This is a genomic window from uncultured Aquimarina sp. (assembly GCF_947495315.1).
Taxonomy (GTDB): domain Bacteria; phylum Bacteroidota; class Bacteroidia; order Flavobacteriales; family Flavobacteriaceae; genus Aquimarina.
This window is the reverse complement of sequence record NZ_CANLYD010000014.1, coordinates 39,741-59,864: the sequence shown is the minus strand read 5'-3', so window position 1 is coordinate 59,864 and position 20,124 is coordinate 39,741. Positions and strand designations below refer to the sequence as shown.

General features: G+C 32.2%; 15 protein-coding genes. 6 read left to right on the top strand and 9 right to left on the bottom strand.

Features of this window, described 5'->3' with window-relative positions; genetic code table 11:
- The 9 genes from Q0910_RS20965 to Q0910_RS20925 form a co-directional block, all read right to left on the bottom strand.
- Positions 1–1,122 (bottom strand): helix-turn-helix domain-containing protein, encoded by a 1,122-nt coding sequence (locus tag Q0910_RS20965; RefSeq protein WP_299220963.1) that lies wholly within the window; start codon positions 1,120–1,122, stop codon positions 1–3.
- 570 nt (positions 1,123–1,692) lie between these two features.
- Positions 1,693–2,715, bottom strand: a complete 1,023-nt coding sequence (locus tag Q0910_RS20960) for a hypothetical protein (RefSeq protein ID WP_299220961.1) — start codon at positions 2,713–2,715, stop codon at positions 1,693–1,695.
- A 373-nt stretch (positions 2,716–3,088) separates the two neighbouring features.
- Entirely contained in the window at positions 3,089–4,012 is a 924-nt protein-coding gene (locus Q0910_RS20955; protein WP_299220959.1) for a hypothetical protein, read from the bottom strand.
- Between the two features lie 329 nt (positions 4,013–4,341).
- Positions 4,342–5,712 carry a serine hydrolase domain-containing protein gene (locus Q0910_RS20950; RefSeq protein WP_299220957.1) on the bottom strand — a complete coding sequence of 457 codons (1,371 nt, stop codon included), beginning with the start codon at positions 5,710–5,712 and terminating at the stop codon, positions 4,342–4,344.
- A 1-nt stretch (position 5,713) separates the two neighbouring features.
- Complete coding sequence (locus tag Q0910_RS20945; protein ID WP_299220955.1) at positions 5,714–6,190, bottom strand: DUF4440 domain-containing protein; 477 nt, start codon at positions 6,188–6,190, stop codon at positions 5,714–5,716.
- Positions 6,191–6,246: 56 nt separating this feature from the next.
- A complete protein-coding gene (locus Q0910_RS20940) occupies positions 6,247–7,371 on the bottom strand; it encodes a helix-turn-helix domain-containing protein (protein ID WP_299220953.1) in 1,125 nt (374 codons plus the stop codon).
- Positions 7,372–7,510: 139 nt separating this feature from the next.
- Entirely contained in the window at positions 7,511–8,407 is an 897-nt protein-coding gene (locus Q0910_RS20935) for an aldo/keto reductase (RefSeq protein ID WP_299220951.1), read from the bottom strand.
- A 27-nt stretch (positions 8,408–8,434) separates the two neighbouring features.
- Positions 8,435–8,794, bottom strand: coding sequence for a YraN family protein (locus Q0910_RS20930; RefSeq protein WP_299220949.1), 360 nt, complete (start codon positions 8,792–8,794; stop codon positions 8,435–8,437).
- Position 8,795: 1 nt separating this feature from the next.
- Positions 8,796–9,692 (bottom strand): LD-carboxypeptidase, encoded by an 897-nt coding sequence (locus tag Q0910_RS20925; RefSeq protein ID WP_299220946.1) that lies wholly within the window; start codon positions 9,690–9,692, stop codon positions 8,796–8,798.
- Between the two features lie 102 nt (positions 9,693–9,794).
- Here Q0910_RS20925 and Q0910_RS20920 point away from each other — a divergent pair, with 102 nt between their 5' ends.
- The 6 genes from Q0910_RS20920 (at position 9,795) to Q0910_RS20895 (ending at position 20,012) form a co-directional block, all read left to right on the top strand.
- Positions 9,795–11,339 carry a DUF1800 domain-containing protein gene (locus Q0910_RS20920; protein WP_299220944.1) on the top strand — a complete coding sequence of 515 codons (1,545 nt, stop codon included), beginning with the start codon at positions 9,795–9,797 and terminating at the stop codon, positions 11,337–11,339.
- Between the two features lie 7 nt (positions 11,340–11,346).
- Positions 11,347–12,981, top strand: a complete 1,635-nt coding sequence (locus Q0910_RS20915; protein ID WP_299220941.1) for a DUF1501 domain-containing protein — start codon at positions 11,347–11,349, stop codon at positions 12,979–12,981.
- A 391-nt stretch (positions 12,982–13,372) separates the two neighbouring features.
- Positions 13,373–14,833: a DUF1800 domain-containing protein gene (locus tag Q0910_RS20910; protein ID WP_299220938.1), complete on the top strand. Its 1,461-nt coding sequence runs from the start codon at positions 13,373–13,375 to the stop codon at positions 14,831–14,833.
- Between the two features lie 7 nt (positions 14,834–14,840).
- Positions 14,841–16,454: a DUF1501 domain-containing protein gene (locus tag Q0910_RS20905; protein WP_299220935.1), complete on the top strand. Its 1,614-nt coding sequence runs from the start codon at positions 14,841–14,843 to the stop codon at positions 16,452–16,454.
- Positions 16,455–16,930: 476 nt separating this feature from the next.
- Positions 16,931–18,391, top strand: a complete 1,461-nt coding sequence (locus Q0910_RS20900) for a DUF1800 domain-containing protein (protein ID WP_299220934.1) — start codon at positions 16,931–16,933, stop codon at positions 18,389–18,391.
- A gap of 7 nt (positions 18,392–18,398) precedes the next feature.
- Positions 18,399–20,012, top strand: coding sequence for a DUF1501 domain-containing protein (locus Q0910_RS20895; RefSeq protein ID WP_299220931.1), 1,614 nt, complete (start codon positions 18,399–18,401; stop codon positions 20,010–20,012).
- The last annotated feature ends 112 nt before the right edge of the window (positions 20,013–20,124 follow it).

Here is a 20,124-nt window from a genome sequence, read left to right as displayed (position 1 = left end):
TTAGGTAATTTTTAATCTTTTGATATAATTACTTGGGGTATCATTCTTAATCATTTTGAAAGCTTTATTAAAAGTTGATTTCGAATTAAAACCCGAATCTAATGACAAAGCCAAAATGGTATGATTAAAGTGTTCTCCCTTTTGAATTTTAGAAATAAACTCTTGGACTCTATACTTATTTATATAATCATAAAAACTACACTTATGTATATTATTGAGTAACCATGATACATTATTAGTAGAAGCGTTAAGCTCTTTAGAAAGATCTTTTAATGTAAGTTCATTATTAAGGTATATTTTTTTATGAACCATTAAATCTTCTAAACTTTTCTTTAATGTTTCTAATTCTTCTCCATTCAATCTTTCTTTTGAAATCGTTTTTTTCTTAATAAGCTGAACTCTAAATATTTCTGGTTGTTTCAAGCTAAAAAAGCCAATAATATAAATAAATACAGGTATTGAAACCCAAATTAAATGATAACTAATAAACGATAGTTCTCTACGGCGTACAAAAAAAGTATTTGTATAGCTAATCATCCATAAAACCATAAAAAAAGAAACTCCTAACAAAAAAAAGTTAATATAAGTTTGAATTTTCTGTGAATAAGAAAGATTCTTTTTTTCTTCTCTTTTATAAACTCTAAGTAAATAGTATGATTTAATTGTATATACTACATTGCTTATTAAACCTAAAGTCTCTATAACAAAATAAATAAGACCTAAATCTCCTGCGTTAGCCATCGTTTTCAATTCTTCTATAGAATACGACAACGTCCAACTAAAAAACATTACATGTAGAAAAGCGAGCATATAATGATACCAGGGAATCTTATAATCTGGGGATTCATAAAAGGTTAATCTTCTTATGTAGGTATATAATAAAGGTCCAAAAACGAAAATCAATGTATCAACAAATCCTGCTATTCTGAAAAAAAATGCTCCATTAAATCTCGGATAAAATACTCTTCCGACAAGCATAATACATGCTATGAGTAATATAAAAGACAATACTCTATTAGCTGATTTGTTTTTATTATGGAGTAGTGAAAGAGTAATAGCCAAAAAAATACCTTGACTAATTCCTAAAAATAATACTAGGTCTACTATTCCAAAAGAATTCATATATGCAGTTAAAAATTATATTTCAAATCTAAATAAATTTAGATATATCAGCGACCGATTGGGTACACAAATACTTCTTACTATAAACAATCTTATACTATAAAAGTTACAGTTGTTCTTAATTTAACAGCTAATAATTTAGTTTTAAGATTAATTTGTATTCAGCAATAGGACACAAATAAAAGAAGAAAATTCCCCTTTTTTTTAGAGAGTTTTCCATAAAAACCTGAAGAATAATGAACTATTCTTATTCTTCAGGTTTTGTTTTATTTATGATGCTCCTGCCATAGAAGATGCTTCATTACATTGAGCTCCTTGTCCATTGCAGATTCCGCCCATCATTTGTAATGCCTCACCAATTGTGGCACCCTCAATATAGGTAGGCATTCCTCCTCCACTAAACCCGCAAGTACATACAAAACGTTGTCCTGCTATAATTACTTTTTGTTTGCTCTTGGTAAGAATTTCTATACCTTCTGATGTGTTGAATGTTTTACAACGGTTAATATAACAAACGTTAATGACCGAAAGGGAGTTGTGTTTTGTTTGTATAGTGTTATCAATTGCTCTTTATTTTTTCAAAGCTTTTTTAATTTTATTATTCAGATCGGATATATGTTTGGATTTTATTTTATAGGAGAGTCCAGTTATATAGTTTCTATATAAAATCTCACCTGATTTTGAATTGACAACTTGTAAAAAACGTTCTGCGTTCATTCTTACATATCTTAAATAGTAAATTTCTTCATTATTCATTATTCTATCACTCAAGTCATTATCTTGTAAAATTTCATATTGAAACTCATATTTTTTAAAAATCTTTTTAATGTTCTCATCATCTTCTTCACTATCCTGACCAGTCCAGCCATTATATTTTATAGTCATATATGAAGGAATATAGAGTTTATTGGAGTTTAGTTTTTTTAGTTCTAATTGATAATCATCTTTGTACATCCAATACTCTTCTTCTTTCTTGATTAGTCTATTTATTTTCTGAAAATAATTTTTTAACAAACCAGGTTTATAATTGAAAAATATATCATCTGTGTACATAGAAGTAACAATAGTTTCCGTATCTTGACTTAATGCAGTACTAATGAAATCATCTTTTGGGAAAATATAAAAACGAGCAATGTTAGTTGAATTACGATTAATAATATTATTCTTTTTCTTAGCTCTTTTTTTTTCGGAAAGTTTATTTAATTTTTTGAAAATGGTTTCCTTATCGTATATTTTAAAATCAATATAGGTGAATAAGGAAGTCGCTGTTCCTCCTGTTTTCATTTGTTTTATTCTCTTAAAACCAACTAATCGAGCTATTGAATATTTATCACTTAAATAATCCTCAATATCAAAATCTTTTTTATTCACTAATTTATATGGAGTAACATTCCAAGAGTCTTTCAATATTTTTTCGTAAGTATTTTTGTCATATATATCAGACAATACAAAAACAGTTTCTGTATTTTTGAATTTGTCTAATGTTCCTTTTTTGAATTTTGAAGACCTACCAATGTGTTTAGGACCAACTGAAACTTGAGAGAAACTTTGATAACAAACAAATAACAGTATAAGTAATGATTTGATTTTCATTTTTGTTGATTTTTAATCTCAACTAACATCAAATTTAGTTATTGATAATCAGTTAATTATGAATTCCTGTTTTCAGGCGATTTTTTCACTCGTTAGCTCTAAGAATTAATCAGATTCTGATGTGGAGAATGTTTTGTAACATAATTTTTGATTTTAAAAATGATTAATTCCTGAACATTTTATAGACAATCAGGATTTTGTCTACTCTTCGCGAATGAGGTTTGTTACTTAAAAGTTCCTAATACTATTTTTTGTTACCCATAACTAAAAAAAGATCGAGACCTGAAGATTTCGATCTTTTTAATATTCGAATTAGCCTTATAACAATTAATTAAACAGGTTCACCAATTGATCTACACAAAGTAATACAGCATTAATAAGGTTTTAAATCAATTTTACGTAATCCTCCCACTCCAGTATATTCAGAGATATATAATGTTTTTGTCCTTTTATTTGCCGCTATTCCATTAGGATTACTAAAAGATGCTTCTAACAGTAAACCATCTACCTGTGCAGCTTCTCCATTACCAGCAATTATTTCAATTTCACCATCCAAGGTTACTTTGTAAACATAATTTACAGCTATTCCAGTAGCAAAAATAACGTCGTTAATTACAGTGATATAACCGATACCAAAATTCTGAATAACAATATTAGGAATATTCGCTATTAGTGAAATTTCACCATTTTTATCGATTGAATAGATGTCGGCTGTATAAAAATTTGCCACGATTACATTTCCCTTACTATCTAAATCAATTCCAACTCCTCCTAATAATCTTGGATCGTTCGCATATTCTATCACTTCACCGGTAGCAGAAATTTTGTGTACCGTTGGTGCCGTATAATTAGAAATATAAAGATTGTCCTGTCTATCAATTGTCATACTACTCGGCCAACTATCAATTGTAGCAATCACTTCTCTTTCTCCTGTAGGTGTAATTTTTAGAACCTGGCCATTAATTGTATTATTTGCATTGTTTACAAATAAATTTCCTTTAGAGTCTTTTGCTGTACCCATAGGACCAGATAAACCTTGTATTGTGTCTAAGATTCTTCCTGTAGCATCTAACTTAAAAACTCGAGTTCCACTGCCGCCAGTATCAACGAATCTGCCGTACTCTGAAACGTACACATCTCCATTTCTGTCAACAGATACAGCCCCATTCGCTGCAAAATTGCTGACAATTGTTTCTACTTCTAATTTAGGATCAATACCATCTCCATAACAAGAAATTAGTGCTATTAGCACGCTGCATAAGGAAACCCATTTGAATGTTCTTTTAAATTGTTTCATAATAATGATTTTAAAGTTTCTCCAATATTAATTCCTAATCATATTATAAATCAACGCTTTGGGCACATTAAGACATTGTTCTTATTTTATAAGGCTGTCTGAAAAGTAGATTTCTCTGTCATTTCGAGCGGAGTCGAGAAATAACTACACTTGGTTTTTAGTACATTTCGACTCCGCTCAATGTGACAGTATTGTAAATATTGTGCTTTTCGGACAGCTTCATAAAAACTATAATGATCAAGGAGAAATATGTATCTCTAAAACCAAAAATCACAGATGTATCTGTACATATTATTTTTGAAGTTTATTATACCCCCAAATTGGTATTACTATTGTTTAAGTCCCTCTAACTCTACTATATTTTCACTTGTCAAAAGTTGAAATTTCATATTATTTTCTTCTTCGATAAACTTGAAATAGATCTCATAAGGAAGTGCAAAAAACTCATTTTTTGATTTTGCATGTAGTTTTAGCTTAGGAAAAACATCACTTTCAGTAATAAGGGTATTTCCTGATTTATCAAAAGTTATAGAAAATTCTCTATCCGTACGATATGTGCCCGTATATTTTGACAATAACTCATCTTCTATAGCTATCTCTTGAGGTATTTTATTATCCCAATGCAGCCCTTCAATAATATCAGTCCCATGAATCATTATTTCTTTTGTAATCGTATTGGTTATACCTGCACCATTATCACTATTGACAAATACAATAATTCCGCTTTCATTTTTTGGTAATAAAATAAGTGTTGTAACAACACCTGGATCACCTCCATCATGGTTTAAAACCATCTCATCATTGGGTAAATCATTATACACAACCCAGCCTAACCCTTGATTAAGTTTTTTATTTATTGCAGACTGCGGTTTTACCATTTCATCATAAATAGATTTTTTAAGCAGTGTTTGATCCATGATGGCTTGACCAAATAATGCCAGATCTTTTACGGTTAGAATCATATCATCTGCTGCATTAATTTTTTCAGTTTTATGAGGTATTTGATGAAGTATCCCTTTACTATTATACCATTTTGCAAATCTCGCAGTATCACCATCCTTAATCCAACCCATAGTAGCATCTTTCATCTTTAGAGGTTTGAAAACAAGGGAATCAACAATTTTTTCTAAACCAATACCAAATTTACCCTCTACCGCTTGTCGTAGATATTCCATTCCTTCTCCAGAATATTGAAATTTTTCTCCAGGTTTAAAATTAAACCGCAACTTTCCATTTTTCTCATCCCATCGCCAATTCTTAAATCCAGTAGTATGACTTAAACAATGTCTAGTCGTTATCATTCTAGAAAGACTATCTTCTTTAACATCAGGATCTACATAGAACTTATAAAGTGGTTCGTCAAGATCCCAATTCCCTTGTTCTACTAATTTTAAAACTGCAGTGGCTACAACTGGTTTCGTAATACTGGCAATATTGAATAAAGTATTTTGGGGTGCTTTGATCCCTTTTTGATGTTCTCCATATACTTTTATAAACTCTATTTCTCCTTTGTTTATAATACCAACACCAACCGATAGTGCTTTATATTCTAACAAAAGATTGGGTATAAGTGAATCTAGTTTTACACTGTATTTATCCTTAAAAACAGAAGGTTCAACTTGTTTGTGATTTTTATTTCCCTCTTTACAAGAGGTTATAACAATACCGAGTAGTATGAAAAAAAATAACGTTGCTCTCATATTATAGGTTCTTATGGTCATAACTGATAGCACGTTTTACAATCCAAATAGTATCTTTTCTTTCCCATATAGTAATGAATTTAGCCGTCTCTACTTTTTTGTCGTCTACATAAAAGTTGTGCGTCCCTTTTTGAAGAGCTCCATAATCTCCTAAAGCGTGAATCGTATGAGAAACTAATCTTCTAGTAACAGAAAAAGGTTTTGAGCATTTATCATTAAATGAGGCTAGTTCCTTTTCTAGAGAAGTGTTTAAACCTGACCGATCATCATAAAACTCTATATCCTTTGTCAAAATAGTTTTAAAAACTTCTTTATTGCATCCGTTAAACCCTACCTGAAAAAGTAAACTGTCCATTTTTCTTATTTTAAATTCTAAAGAAGAAATGTCTTTTTGAGCCATTGTTTTTTGCGAAAAGAGCATGCTAAAAAGCGACACAAACATTAATAAAAAAGAGTTTTTGATTTTTAGTTTCTTCATTGATTTTATTTTTTGATTAATGACTGATTATTCTTATCCACTCTAAAAATAAAGACTTAAATACTGGACATCTTTTTAATGAAATTACTAGGTGTATCTTCTAATATCGTCTTAAAAGCTTTGTTAAAAGTTGATTTCGAATTAAATCCGGAATCAAACGACAATGCTAAAATAGTATGTCGCTCGTGTTCTCCTTTTTGAATCTTAGCAATGAACTCTTGTAACCTATATTTATTAATGTATTCGTAAAAGTTACACTTGTGTATTTTATTTAGAAACCACGATAAATCGTTAGAAGATACTTTTAGTTCTGCAGCTAGTTTTCTGAGGGTAAGATTTGGATTCAGATAAACTTTATCAACAATTAACAAATGCTCTAATGAACTAGTAAGTGTTTCGATTTTGTCTTTCCCAAGCCTATTTCTGGTTAGATCTTTTTTGGGATAAAAAATAGGTACTCTAAATATTTCTGGTTGTTTAAAACTATAAAAACCTACAACATACATTATTACAGGAACACATAACCAAACAATATTGTAATTAAAATATGGGTTGTATACGTTTATAATAAAACTTATTGTCAGGTTTAAGAACCAAAAGAACGTTAAAACAGAAAAAACCACCACCAATGTAATCAGATAAAAATATATTTCTTGATGAAAAGATAAGACTCGTTCTTCTGCCAATCGAAATCTTCGTAATAGCATGAAACATTTTACTATATAGGTTGTGAATACAGTGATAATAGAAATCTCTACAATAAAATACGGAATTACAAAGAAACCATCGTGGTACATCTCAGAAATTTCATTCATAGATAAGCTATAAGTCCACAGTACATAGATTAAGTGTAATCCCGATGGAATAAACTCTACCCACTTTAGAACTGGCTTCTCTTTGGAACTGACTATCATTCGCCTAACATACAAATACAATAGAGGTCCAAATAAATATATAGCGCTATCTACAAGCATTCCTAATCGCCATAAAAACACACTATCCTTAAAAACAAAATAATATAACCTTCCTATTAATATAATAGAAGAGAAAAATAGAATGATAGACAAAATGAAATTTGCAGAGCGATTTTTATTTGACAAAAATTGCAATGTAATAGCCAAGAAAACACCTTGACTAATTCCTAAAAACAACATTAAATCTATAATTCCAAATGAATTCATACACAAGGTTAAGAGTTACCTTTCAAATCTAAGAGAATTTAGAAATATAAGCGACCGATTGGGCACAATCATACCGTTTACTACCTCATTAAAAACATAATGGTGTATATTATTTTAACGACCTAACACTCTTTTTACATTACAAATGATTATCATATTGATTCGGCTTCAGACTATTTTGAAGCAATATTAATTCTTCACTTGACAACCTTTTAATATTTGAAGCTAATACGCATTCGAGCAACTGTTCTTTAGTTCGAACACCAATCACTGAAGAAGTTACGGAAATGTTTTCCAATACAAATTGAATAGCCGTTTGGCACATTGATCTATTATCTCTGGATATGTTTTTTACCAAATCAATCGTCTTTTTTACTTCTGTAATAGTATAATTTAAATAGTCCGTTGGTGGTTTTCCGGCCAATAATCCTTTGGCTATGGATCCTCTTGTCAGTACTCCAATATTATTTTCTTGTAATAAACGTAAGCAGGATTCTTCTGGTCTTCTATCTAAGAGGCTGTATTGCATCATAACACTAGAAATATTACTCCTCTTTACATATTCTCTAATCACATTGGGTCGTATGGACGAGATCCCGTAGTATCTTATTTTCCCTCCCTTTTTTAATATTTCAAAAGCATCTATAGTTTCGTCTATAGGGTCATCAATAGTACCACCGTGTAATTGATAAAGATCAATGTAGTCAGTTTGTAATCTTCTTAAACTTTCTTCAACCGACTTTATGATATATTCCTTACTAGGATTCCAATCCCAACCATTACCGTCTTTGCGCGGCTGATTTCCAACTTTTGTTCCAATGAGTACCTTATCTCTAAAATCTTTAACTGCATTGCCTAACATCACCTCGTTTTGACCATGTTGATATAAATCAGCAGTATCAAAATAATTAATTCCTTTATCAAAAGCCAGATGTATCAATTTCTCTGTAATATTAAAATCTTCCTGTAGCGACATACATCCAAAAGACACCTCACTAATCTTCAATTCTGAATTACCAAGTTTACGATAGTTCATTTCTTTTATTCTATTAAATAAATACTATTAAAAATGATAAAAAGCATCCTCGAGATGTTCAATTCTGGTTCCTAGTTTATTTTTTATGATTGCAACAATATCAAAACGGACTTCGACATCCAGATCATTCTCCACTACATAATGATCAATTGCTTTTACCAATAACTGTATTTGTTTTGGTTTTACAAAATCCTGAGGATCTCCAAACTCGGGTGTGCTTCTGGTTTTCACTTCTACAACTATAATAGTATCTCCTTTTTGGGCAATAATATCAATTTCAGCTTTCAGGTATCTATAATTCGTTTCCAGAATATTATATTCATGTTTCTGTAAAAACGTTACCGCTAATTTTTCACCTTCTTTGCCCAGTGTATTATGTTCTGCCATACTAGATATATTTTAGCGTTACGGAATTCTGATTCATTTCTATAGAAACTTCAGCTCCTAAAACTAATGCTCTGTTATCTTCTATATGTCCCATTGGAAAATCAAATACTACTGGGAAATCATACTCTTTTACAATATCTAATATGATTTCTTTAGCATTTTTTCCAAAAGAAATATTATTGTCGTGCATTTTGGTCATACCACCGACAATCAGTCCCTTTAAATCATCAAAATATCTATTACGTTTTAGATTCTGTAACATTCTATCAATATGATACAAATATTCATCTAAGTCTTCAATACAAAGTATTTTACCTTTGGTATCTATAGAAGAAACCGAACCACATAAAGCATATAAAATTGACAAATTTCCACCAATAAGTGTTCCTTTACAATTCCCACACTTGTTCTTTTTTGAAGCGGGAATGATATAATCCACCATTTTTCCGAATAACGTGCTCTTTAGCGATTTTCTTGCATCTTCAGATCCTTTATGAATATCCACAGGCATCGCCGCATGTATGGTGGAGATATTAAAATTATGAATATGAGCATGTAATACAGTAATATCAGAATACCCTATAATCCACTTGGGATGTTTTATGAAGGTAGAAAAATCTAATAAATCAATTATTCGCACAGTCCCATAACCGCCTCGCGCGCACCAAATAACCTTGATTTCGGGATCATCTAGCATTTTCTGAAAATCCAGTCTTCGCTCTTCATCAGTACCTGCAAATTGATTGTTTTCTAGCCCAATAGTGTCACCAATCACAGGTTCTAAACCCCATTTTTTTAATACCTCAATGGCTTCATTAATCTCTTTTTTTATAATTTTTCTTGCTGTAGAAACTATGGCTATTTTATCTCCTTTTCTTACAAAGTCAGGCTTCAACATTTCTTAAAATTTCAATTTATAATACTAATTAACAAATGTTTTCGTTCTAAACTATTATATTACAGTGAAAATCGTCCCTTAACACTAATAAACCTATTGCCTATGATCTCTGATACTTCTTGTAACTTAGCATCCTTGGACCCCTATGTTCCCACATCCGAGAACCCCTGGAATGTCAGTAAAATCAATCACTTATACCGCCGAGTTGCCTTTGGAGCTACTAAAACTCAAGTAACTGATGCTTTAAATCAAAACGATCCATCAGCATTAGTGGATTCTTTAATTGATGCCGCTATTGCATTGGCTCCTAATGCTCCTCCTGAATGGGGTTTCTGGAATCGAGATCAATTCGAAGCTGCAGAAGAAGCTAATGAAGATAATGATATCAACTTTTACCAGGATGAAGGTAAAAGACAAATGATATATGATTTTCTTCAAAACGGATTAAGAGACCGATTGACATTGTTTTGGAGTAATCATTTTGTAACCGAAGACCAAGTCTACAGAAGCCCTGCCTATCAATATCAATATTACAATCTGTTACAATTTCACTCGCTTGGTAATTTTAGACAATTTGTATATGATATAGGTATTTCTTCTGCTATGTTAGTTTATCTGAATGGTGATGAAAATACCAGAGATAGACCTAATGAAAACTACGCTAGAGAATTGTATGAGCTATTTACACTTGGTGTGGATAATGGATACAATGAAAACGATATTATCGAAACTGCTAAAGCCATTACAGGTTGGGTAGAGACTAATGATATTGCGTGGGGACCTATTACCTTTAATCCAGAACAATTTAGTAATGATACCAAAGATATTTTTGGGCAAACTGCCAATTTTGGATATTACGGTCTTGGTAGTCCTGATGATGTAATCGCTCATTTATTCACTCAGCGCGAAACACTAATTGCTAATTATATCTGTGGCAAATTGTATACCTACTTTGTCAGTTCTACTTGTAATGAGGCAATTGTAGCACAAATGGCGCAGACATTTATTGATAATAACTTCGAAATTGTCCCCGTACTTCGTCAATTATTTAAAAGTGAACATTTTTTTGATCGAGAAGCAATCGGTGCAATTATTAAAAGTCCTATTGATTTATTCGTTTCCTTTTTTAACGAATTACATTTCGAATCACCACCTACACTGGATTCACTAAACTCCTTATTAGGTAGAACCACTACTATAGGACAAGAAGTACTTAATCCAATTGATGTAGAAGGCTGGCAAGGAAATGAAGATTGGATTAGTCCGGATTATTTAATTGGTAGATGGGAAGGTGTTCAAAACATTCTTAATACTTCTTACTCCCAAAATCAGGCACAATTTGGTCAATTCTTAAATCAACTGCCTATCGGGACCTTAGCAGACGGTTTCGTAAATAATACTTTACAAGGCGAACAGGTAAGCGTTGTAGTAAAAGCAATTCTAGATTATTTTCTACCTAGAGGATTAGAAGATCAAACATTGTTTGATGAAGCCTTAGCTATTTTTAAGGAATTTTATCCGGAAAATTATTACGAACCAGATGCAGTAGCTCCATTTCTTTGGACCTTAGATTTGTCAGGAGTTCCTGATCAATTTTATGCGCTACTTAGTCATATCGATGAATTGCCTGAATTCCAACTTAAATAATAAACTTATGTGTAATACGCATCACCCCAACAATATAAAAGCAACAAAAACAACCTCCAAAGAAGGAGTTTGTAATCCAGACGAACATAAAAAATGGAATCGTAGATCATTTTTACAAGCCTTAGGACTTGTAGGAGGTGGATCTATGATGTTAGCAAATACAAATCTTACTGTTTCCAGACCCTCACCGTTATCACTAGCCTTAAGTCAAGCTGAAACTGACAAAATATTAATCATCTGCAGGTTAGGTGGTGGAAATGATGGTTACAATACTATTATTCCAGTAAATCAATATGATATTTATGCAAATGCCAGACCGCTAATTAAAATTCCTCCAAGTGAATTCATAAACTTAGAAGAAAATGAATATGCGATGCCTAAACCTATGAATAAGTTAGAAAACTTATGGGGAGATGGACAAATGAAAGTTGCACACGGAGTTGGTTATGAAGATCAAACCTTATCTCATTTTAGAGGAACAGATATTTGGGCAAATACCAATCTAACCGAAGAAGAGCGATCTGGATTTATGGGTAGGTATTTCCAGGAATTATACCCTAGTTATATTACTAACCCACCAGAAAGTCCACCATCTATTCAGATAGGTAGTATTGGAAACCTAATTTTTAGAGGTCCGGAAAATGATTTCTCATTTGCTATTTCAGATCCAAGAAGATTAGAACAATATATTGACAATTTAGGGTATAGTCTAGACCCTGCTCCTGATTGCACCTATGGTGATCGATTAAATTTTATACGAGAAAGCACCAATGTAACCTATACGTATGCCGAAGCAATCTCTGAAGCCTTTAATAGATCTACAGATTTTGGAGGGTATTTAGAAGATGATAATTTCGCTAGACAAATGCGAATTGTTGCTCGTTTAATAAAAGGAAATTTAGGTACCAAAGTATATATGGTTACGCTGGGTGGATTTGATACTCATAACAATCAAATACAAAGACACCAACAACTACTGAACTCTTTTTCTGAAGGGATTAGTAATTTTTATGCAGATCTACAAGCTTCTGGATGGGATGATAAAGTTTTGACTATGACAATCTCTGAATTTGGAAGAAGATTGGTAGAAAATGGTTCTTTAGGAACTGATCACGGTACGGTTGCGCCGATGATGTTTTTTGGAACAGGACTTAATGGTAATGGTTTTATAGGAGAGCACCCTACACTCCCTGAAAATCCTAACGTTGGTTTTAATGCAGAAAGCACCAATGATTTTAGACAAATCTATTCTACCATTATGAAAGAATGGTTATGTATCGATTCGGACACAGTAAATAATGCATTACTTGGTGCAGAGTTTGAATCATTGGACCTAGGATTTACTTGTGGTGGAGTTAGCCCAAACATACCTGGAGATGGAGAAACACTTTCGCATATAGTAACCTATGATGGAGGACAAACCTTTATCAATATCAATAATCCAGAAACAACTCACGTAGATATTACATTGTTTAACATCATTGGGCAAAAAGTAGCCACGTTAAGAAATGAAATGCTTCTGGAAGGAGATCACATTATAGATGTAAAAGAATCCGCCGGAACCAGATTAAGTACAGGTCAATATGTATATAGAATTGAAACCGGAACAGGTGAATTTAGCAGATCACTGATGATTTCCTAGAAAGAAAAAACACTACTTTTTAAAAAGCACTAATTATTTACTTATAATTAGTGCTTTTTTGTTTCAACATAAGCTGAAGTACCAAAATAGTAAAACCCTGTTTTTAAGAAAATTATAAGCTATTTTAACATTTTTTAGCAATCCAAATACTACTCTAAAAACGAATACTCGCTAATTAGCAACGTATACTAAAAGCAAACGTATAATCATTTACTAAATCCATAAGTTTAAGTCTATTTTGGTAATAAGTAGAAGGGTTTTGTTCTCATAGCGAACAAAATCAAAAATTTTCATAATAATGGCTAAATGTTTCTTAATAAGAAACTAACTGTCAAATAATTACGTTTCAAAAATTAAACTAATACAATATTCTTAATTAACACAAACTTTTATGATGACAACAAATACTTCGTGTAATGTTGCTTCATTAAATGTCTATTCTCCAACTAATACAAATCCTTGGAATAGACAAAAGATTAATCATTTGTATAGAAGACTTGGTTTTGGTGCAACTCCCGAGATGGTGGACATTGCTCTTAATCAAAACCCTTCAAATCTAATTGATGGTCTTATTGATGAAGCTTTGAATCTAAACCCAACTCCAGCACCAGAATGGGGTTATTGGATAAAAGATGACTTTGATGCCACACCAGAAAATCCTTTTTCATATAGAAGGGATTGGAAAAACCAAATGGTAGCAGATATGTTTCAAAATAATATCCGGGATCGTCTTACCTTATTTTGGAGTAATCATTTTGTAACAGAAGATAATACATATCAAAGCCCTGCTTATATGTTTCAATATTACAATCTACTACAATTTCATTCGCTAGGTAATTTTAAAGACTTTACTTCAGATATAGGACTTTCTTCGGCCATGTTAATTTACTTAAATGGATATCAAAACACGAAAAATAGGCCTAATGAGAATTACGGAAGAGAGCTTTATGAGCTCTTTACTTTGGGTGTAGATAATGGATACACACAAAATGATATTGTCGAGACTGCCAGAGCACTAACCGGCTGGAATAAAAGAGAACAACGTTGGGGAGCAATCACTTTTGACAATAACAAGTTTGATAATGAAAATAAAATAATTTTTGACCAAGAAGGTAACTGGGATTATAATGATGTTATACGGATTTTGTTCGAGCAAAGACCCACACAAATTGCAAAATTCATTTGTAGCAAATTCTATCGTTATTTTATTAGCCCTACTGTAAACGAAGATATTGTTGATCAACTTGCACAGACCTTTCTGGATAATAACTTCGAAATCGCACCGGTATTAAGACAATTATTTAAAAGTGAACATTTTTTTGACGAAAAGAGTCAAGGTGTCCTTATTAAAAGTCCTACAGATATACAGATTAATTTCTTTAAAGATCTAAATTTTGAATTACCAGCAGATTTTGAATTTAACAACAAAATACGAGGTGGATGTCAGGAATTAGGGCAAGAATTACTAAAACCCGTGGATGTTGCTGGTTGGCAAGGAGATAAAGATTGGATTGATTCTAGTACCTTAACTACAAGATGGGACAGAATTGGTTGGTATTTATGGAGATCGTGGAGACATAATGAAGAACAGTTTAGAACACTTGCAATAAATATTATGGGTAGTAATTCTACTGATGTGGAGCTTGTGTCCAGATCAATTTTAGATAATTTTCTTTCTAAAGAGTTACTAAGTGCCACAGAATATAGTCAAGGATTAGAAATTTTTAAAGATCAGGTTCCTGAAAACTATTTTGAAGATGGTACCTGGAGTCTTAATTGGGATACTGCTCCCAGACAAGTCTACGGGCTTTTACGATTTCTTATAACGATTCCCGAATTCCAACTTAAATAGAAAAATCATGTGTGATACTCATTATAAAAACTTCACTCCTAAACCTGATAGTTGTAATAATCAGGAACATAAAAAATGGAACAGGCGTTCATTTCTACAAGCTTTAGGTATTGTAGGAGGAGGAACTGTAGCACTTGCTAACACGGCCTTATCTGTATCAAAACCTTCGCCTCTGTCAGCTGCTCTTAACGAATCAGAAACAGATAGAGTGCTTATTATTGTTAGACTTAAAGGAGGTAATGACGGATTAAATACTGTGATCCCAATTAACCAATACGACACCTATGCTAATGCTCGTCCTAATATAAGAATACAACAAAATCAGTTATTCAATCTTAATGATGATTATGGAATGCCTAATTATGCTAATAAATTTCAGCAATTATGGGGTGATGGTAAAATGAAAATAGTTCACGGCGTTGGATACGAGGAAAGTGCACTATCGCATTTCACAGGTTCCGACATTTGGGCAACTTCTGATGTAACGGATCAGGAAGATACTGGATGGATGGGAAGATATTTTGAAAACCTATATCCTGACTACTTGTTAAATCCTCCAGAACGTCCAGCAGCAATCCAAATAGGAAGCAGTGGTAATCTCATATTTAATGGAGACCAAAATAATTTTGCTTTTTCAGTGGCTGACCCTGAAAAACTCTATGAAATTGCTCAAAATGGATCTCTCTATGATTTAAGTAATCTTCCGGATTGCACACACGGAGAAAAAGTAGGGTATCTAAAAGGTGTTGCTAATACTACATTTACGTATGCAGGTGTTATCAATGATGCCTACGAAAGCACATCTGATTTCGGAAACTATCCAGACAATAAACTGTCAGAACAATTAAGTGTGGTTTCTAGGTTAATAAAGGGTAATTTGGGGACTAAAGTGTATTTTGTGACTCTAGGTGGTTTTGATACTCATAATGATCAGTTAAATAGACAAGAACAGCTTATTACTCAACTATCAGAAACAATGGCTCATTTTTATGATGATCTTAAAGATGCAGGATGGGATGATAAAGTTGTAGCTATGACAATTTCAGAATTTGGAAGAAGGGTAAAAGAAAATGGATCTCGTGGAACGGATCATGGTACTGCTGCTCCTATGATGCTTTTTGGAACTGGTTTAGATGGTAATGGTTTTATCGGAGAGCATCCTGATTTATCTAACTTGAACAGAAATGGAAATCTATATAATACTAACGATTTTAGACAAGTCTATGCTTCGATAATGAAAGAATGGTTATGTATAGATGGTAATGTTGTAGATCAAGTTCTTCTGGACCAACAATATAATTCTCTCGACTTAGGCTTTAATTGTAGTAGTCTTGGTACAGATGAAGAAATTCCTGATTTTCAAAATTTTAGCCACACGGTTACTTATACTGGTAGTCAATCTTTTATTCATATAACCAACACTCAAGTAGGTCACGTAAATATTGATTTATATAGCATTACGGGACAAAAAATAGCTACAATAAAAAATGAAATACTCTTAGAAGGAGAACATGTTATTAATGTAAAAGAAGCAGCTAAGACCAGATTATCTGAAGGGTTTTATGCATATCGAATTACAAAAGGTAAGCAACAATATAGCAAACCGGTAATGATTTTATAACTGGATTCAAAATCCTAATTTTATGTTAGACAGTATCAGATTAATTTCTGATACTGTTTTTTTATGTAAAAAAATCTTCAAACACCTTCAGTAATAACAAATTATTTAAGTTTTATATTAAGTAAATAAAGCCTTCTTATTTTATCTCAGTGTTTATTGCTTCAGTCATTTAAAAACATATATAATCTGTAAATTTTTGTTCTATTTGGTTTTATATCAATGTGCTTGGGTTAATATTATAATTGACATTAGGAGATTAAAAACATATTTCTCTTCAATGATTCAAACATTTGCAAGCTTCCTTAAACTAAATTAAGTCCAGATTGTTTAATCTAGACTCTATTTAACCTTTTTTATTTCAGCATTATTGTGTAAAAATATTTCTTGCAGTTTGTAAAGTATAAATAAAGTGAAGAACATCACTTGCTTTGGTTGTACTAAGCAATTAATAAATATTTAACTAACCCAAATCATTTATGATCACAACAGATACCTCATGTAACGTTGCCTCATTAAATGTCTACTCTCCTACTAATTCTAATCCCTGGGATAGACAAAAGGTTAATCATTTGTATAGAAGACTTGGTTTTGGAGCAACTCCCGAAATGGTGGACAGTGCTCTTAATCAAAATCCTTCTACATTAATTGATAATCTTATTGATGAAGCTTTGAATCTAAACCCAACTCCAGCACCAGAATGGGGTTATTGGACAAAAGAAGATTTTGATGCCAGACCAGAACTTTTAGGTAGTTACCGAATAGACTGGAAAAACCAAATGGTAGCAGATATGTTTCAAAATAATCTTAGAGATCGCCTTACTTTATTTTGGAGCAATCATTTTGTAACAGAGGATGTTATTTATAGAAGTCCTGCATATATGTTTCAATATTTTAATTTATTACAACTCCATTCTTTGGGCAACTTTAAAGATTTTACTTCTGATATAGGTCTTTCTTCGGCCATGTTAATTTATCTAAATGGATTTGAAAATATAAAAGACAGTCCTAACGAAAATTATGCTAGAGAACTTTATGAACTATTTACACTAGGTGTAGATAATGGATATACCCAAAATGATATTGTTGAAACTTCCAGAGCATTAACCGGTTGGAATAAAAGAGAACTAAGGTTAGGACCTATTACCTTTGATCGAAATAAATTTGACAATAATGAAAAGATCATTTTTGGTCAAGAAGGTAATTGGGATTATTATGATGTTATCCGGATTTTGTTTGAGCAAAGGCCTACACAAATTGCAAAATTCATATGTGGCAAATTCTATCGTTATTTTATTAGCCCTGCTATAAACGAAGACATTGTAAATCAACTTGCACAGACCTTTCTGAACAATAACTTCGAAATTGCTCCTGTATTGAGACAATTGTTTAAGAGTGAACATTTCTTTAATGAAAAAAGTTTAGGCGTAGTTATTAAAAGCCCTATTGATATCCAAGTCAATTTTTTTAAAGAACTACATGTTGAAATGGCGCCAGACTATGAATTTATCAACATAATACGTTTTGGGTGTACAGAACTAGGACAAGAGTTACTAAGTCCTGTAGATGTTGCTGGTTGGCAAGGAGATAAAGACTGGATAAGCTCAGGTACAATAACAATTCGATGGGATAGAATTCGTTTGTTTTTATTTAAAGCCTGGGATCATAATAGAGAGCAATTCAGAATGATAGCTAAAAGCATAGTTAATGGAAACTCTAATGACGTGGAACTAGTATCTAGATCAATTATGGATAATTTTCTATCTAAAGAGTTACTAAGTGCTACGGAATATAGTCAAGGATTAGAAATTTTTAAAGATCAGGTTCCTGAAAACTATTTTGAAGATGGTACCTGGAATCTTGACTGGAATACCGCTCCCAGGCAAGTCTACAGACTTTTACAATTTCTTATAACGATTCCCGAATTCCAACTTAAATAGAAAAATCATGTGTAATACTCATTATAAAAACTCCCCTCCTAAACCTGATAGTTGTAATAATCAGGAACATAAAAAATGGAATAGACGTTCATTTATGAAGGCTTTGGGCATTGTTGGTGGAGGTACAGTAGCATTTGCTAACACAGCCTTATCTGTATCAAATCCTTCACCATTATCCGTTGCCTTGAACGAATCAGAAACAGATAGAGTCCTTATTATTGTTAGACTTAAAGGAGGTAATGACGGATTAAATACTGTGGTCCCGATTAATCAATACGATGCTTATGCCAATGCTCGTCCTAATATAAGAATACAACAAAATCAACTATTCAATCTTAATGATGATTATGGAATGCCCAATTATGCCAATAAATTTCAGCAATTATGGGGTGATGGCAAAATGAAAATAGTTCATGGTGTTGGATATGAGGAAAGTTCATTGTCACATTTTACCGGTTCTGATATTTGGGCAACTTCTGATGTAACAGATCAGGAAGATACCGGATGGATGGGACGATATTTTGAAGGCTTGTATCCAGACTATTTACTAAACCCTCCAGAACGTCCAGCCGCGATCCAAATAGGAAGCAGTGGTAATCTCATATTTAATGGAGATCAAAATAACTTTGCTTTTTCTGTAGCTGACCCTAAAAAACTCTATGAAATTGCTCAAAATGGATCTCTTTATGATTTAAGTAATCTTTCGGATTGCACACACGGAGAAAAAGTAGGATTTTTAAGAGGTGTTGCTAATACTACATTTACCTATGCTGGTGTCATTAATGATGCCTATGAAAGCACATCTGACTTTGGAAACTATCCCGACAATAAATTGTCGCAACAATTAAGTGTGGTTTCTAGACTAATAAAGGGTAATTTAGGAACTAAAGTATATTTTGTGACTCTAGGCGGTTTTGACACTCATAATAACCAGTTAAGTAGACAGGAACAGCTTATTACCCAACTATCAGAAACAATGGCTCATTTTTATGATGATCTTAAAGATGCAGGATGGGATGATAAAGTTGTAGCTATGACTATTTCAGAATTTGGAAGAAGGGTAAAAGAAAATGGATCTCGCGGAACAGATCACGGTACTGCTGCTCCTATGATGCTTTTTGGAACTGGATTAGCTGGTAATGGTTTTATAGGAGAACATCCAGACTTATCAAATTTAAACGGAAGAGGGAATCTATATAATACAAATGATTTTAGACAAGTTTATGCTTCCATAATGAAAGAATGGTTATGCATAGACGGTAATGTTGTAGATCAAGTTCTTCTAGGCCAACAATATAATTCTCTCAACTTAGGCTTTAATTGTAATAGTCTAGGTATAGATGAAGAAATTCCGGATTTGCAAAACTTAAGTCATACGGTCACTTATACCGGTAATCAATCTTTTATTCATATTACCAATGCTAAAGCTGGTCATGTTAATGTAGATTTATATAGTATAACCGGCCAAAAAATAACAAATTTAAAAAATGAGCTTCTCTTAGAAGGAGAGTATATTATTAATGTAAAAGAGGCCGCTAAGACTAGGTTATCTGAAGGATTTTATGCATATCGAATTACAAAAGGTAAGCAACAATATAGCAAACCGGTAATGATTTTATAACTGGATTCAAAATCCTAATTTTATGTTAGACAGTATCAGATTAATTTCTGATACTGTTTTTTATTTTTTATATGTAAAAGATCTTCAAATACCTTTAGCAATAGCACATTAT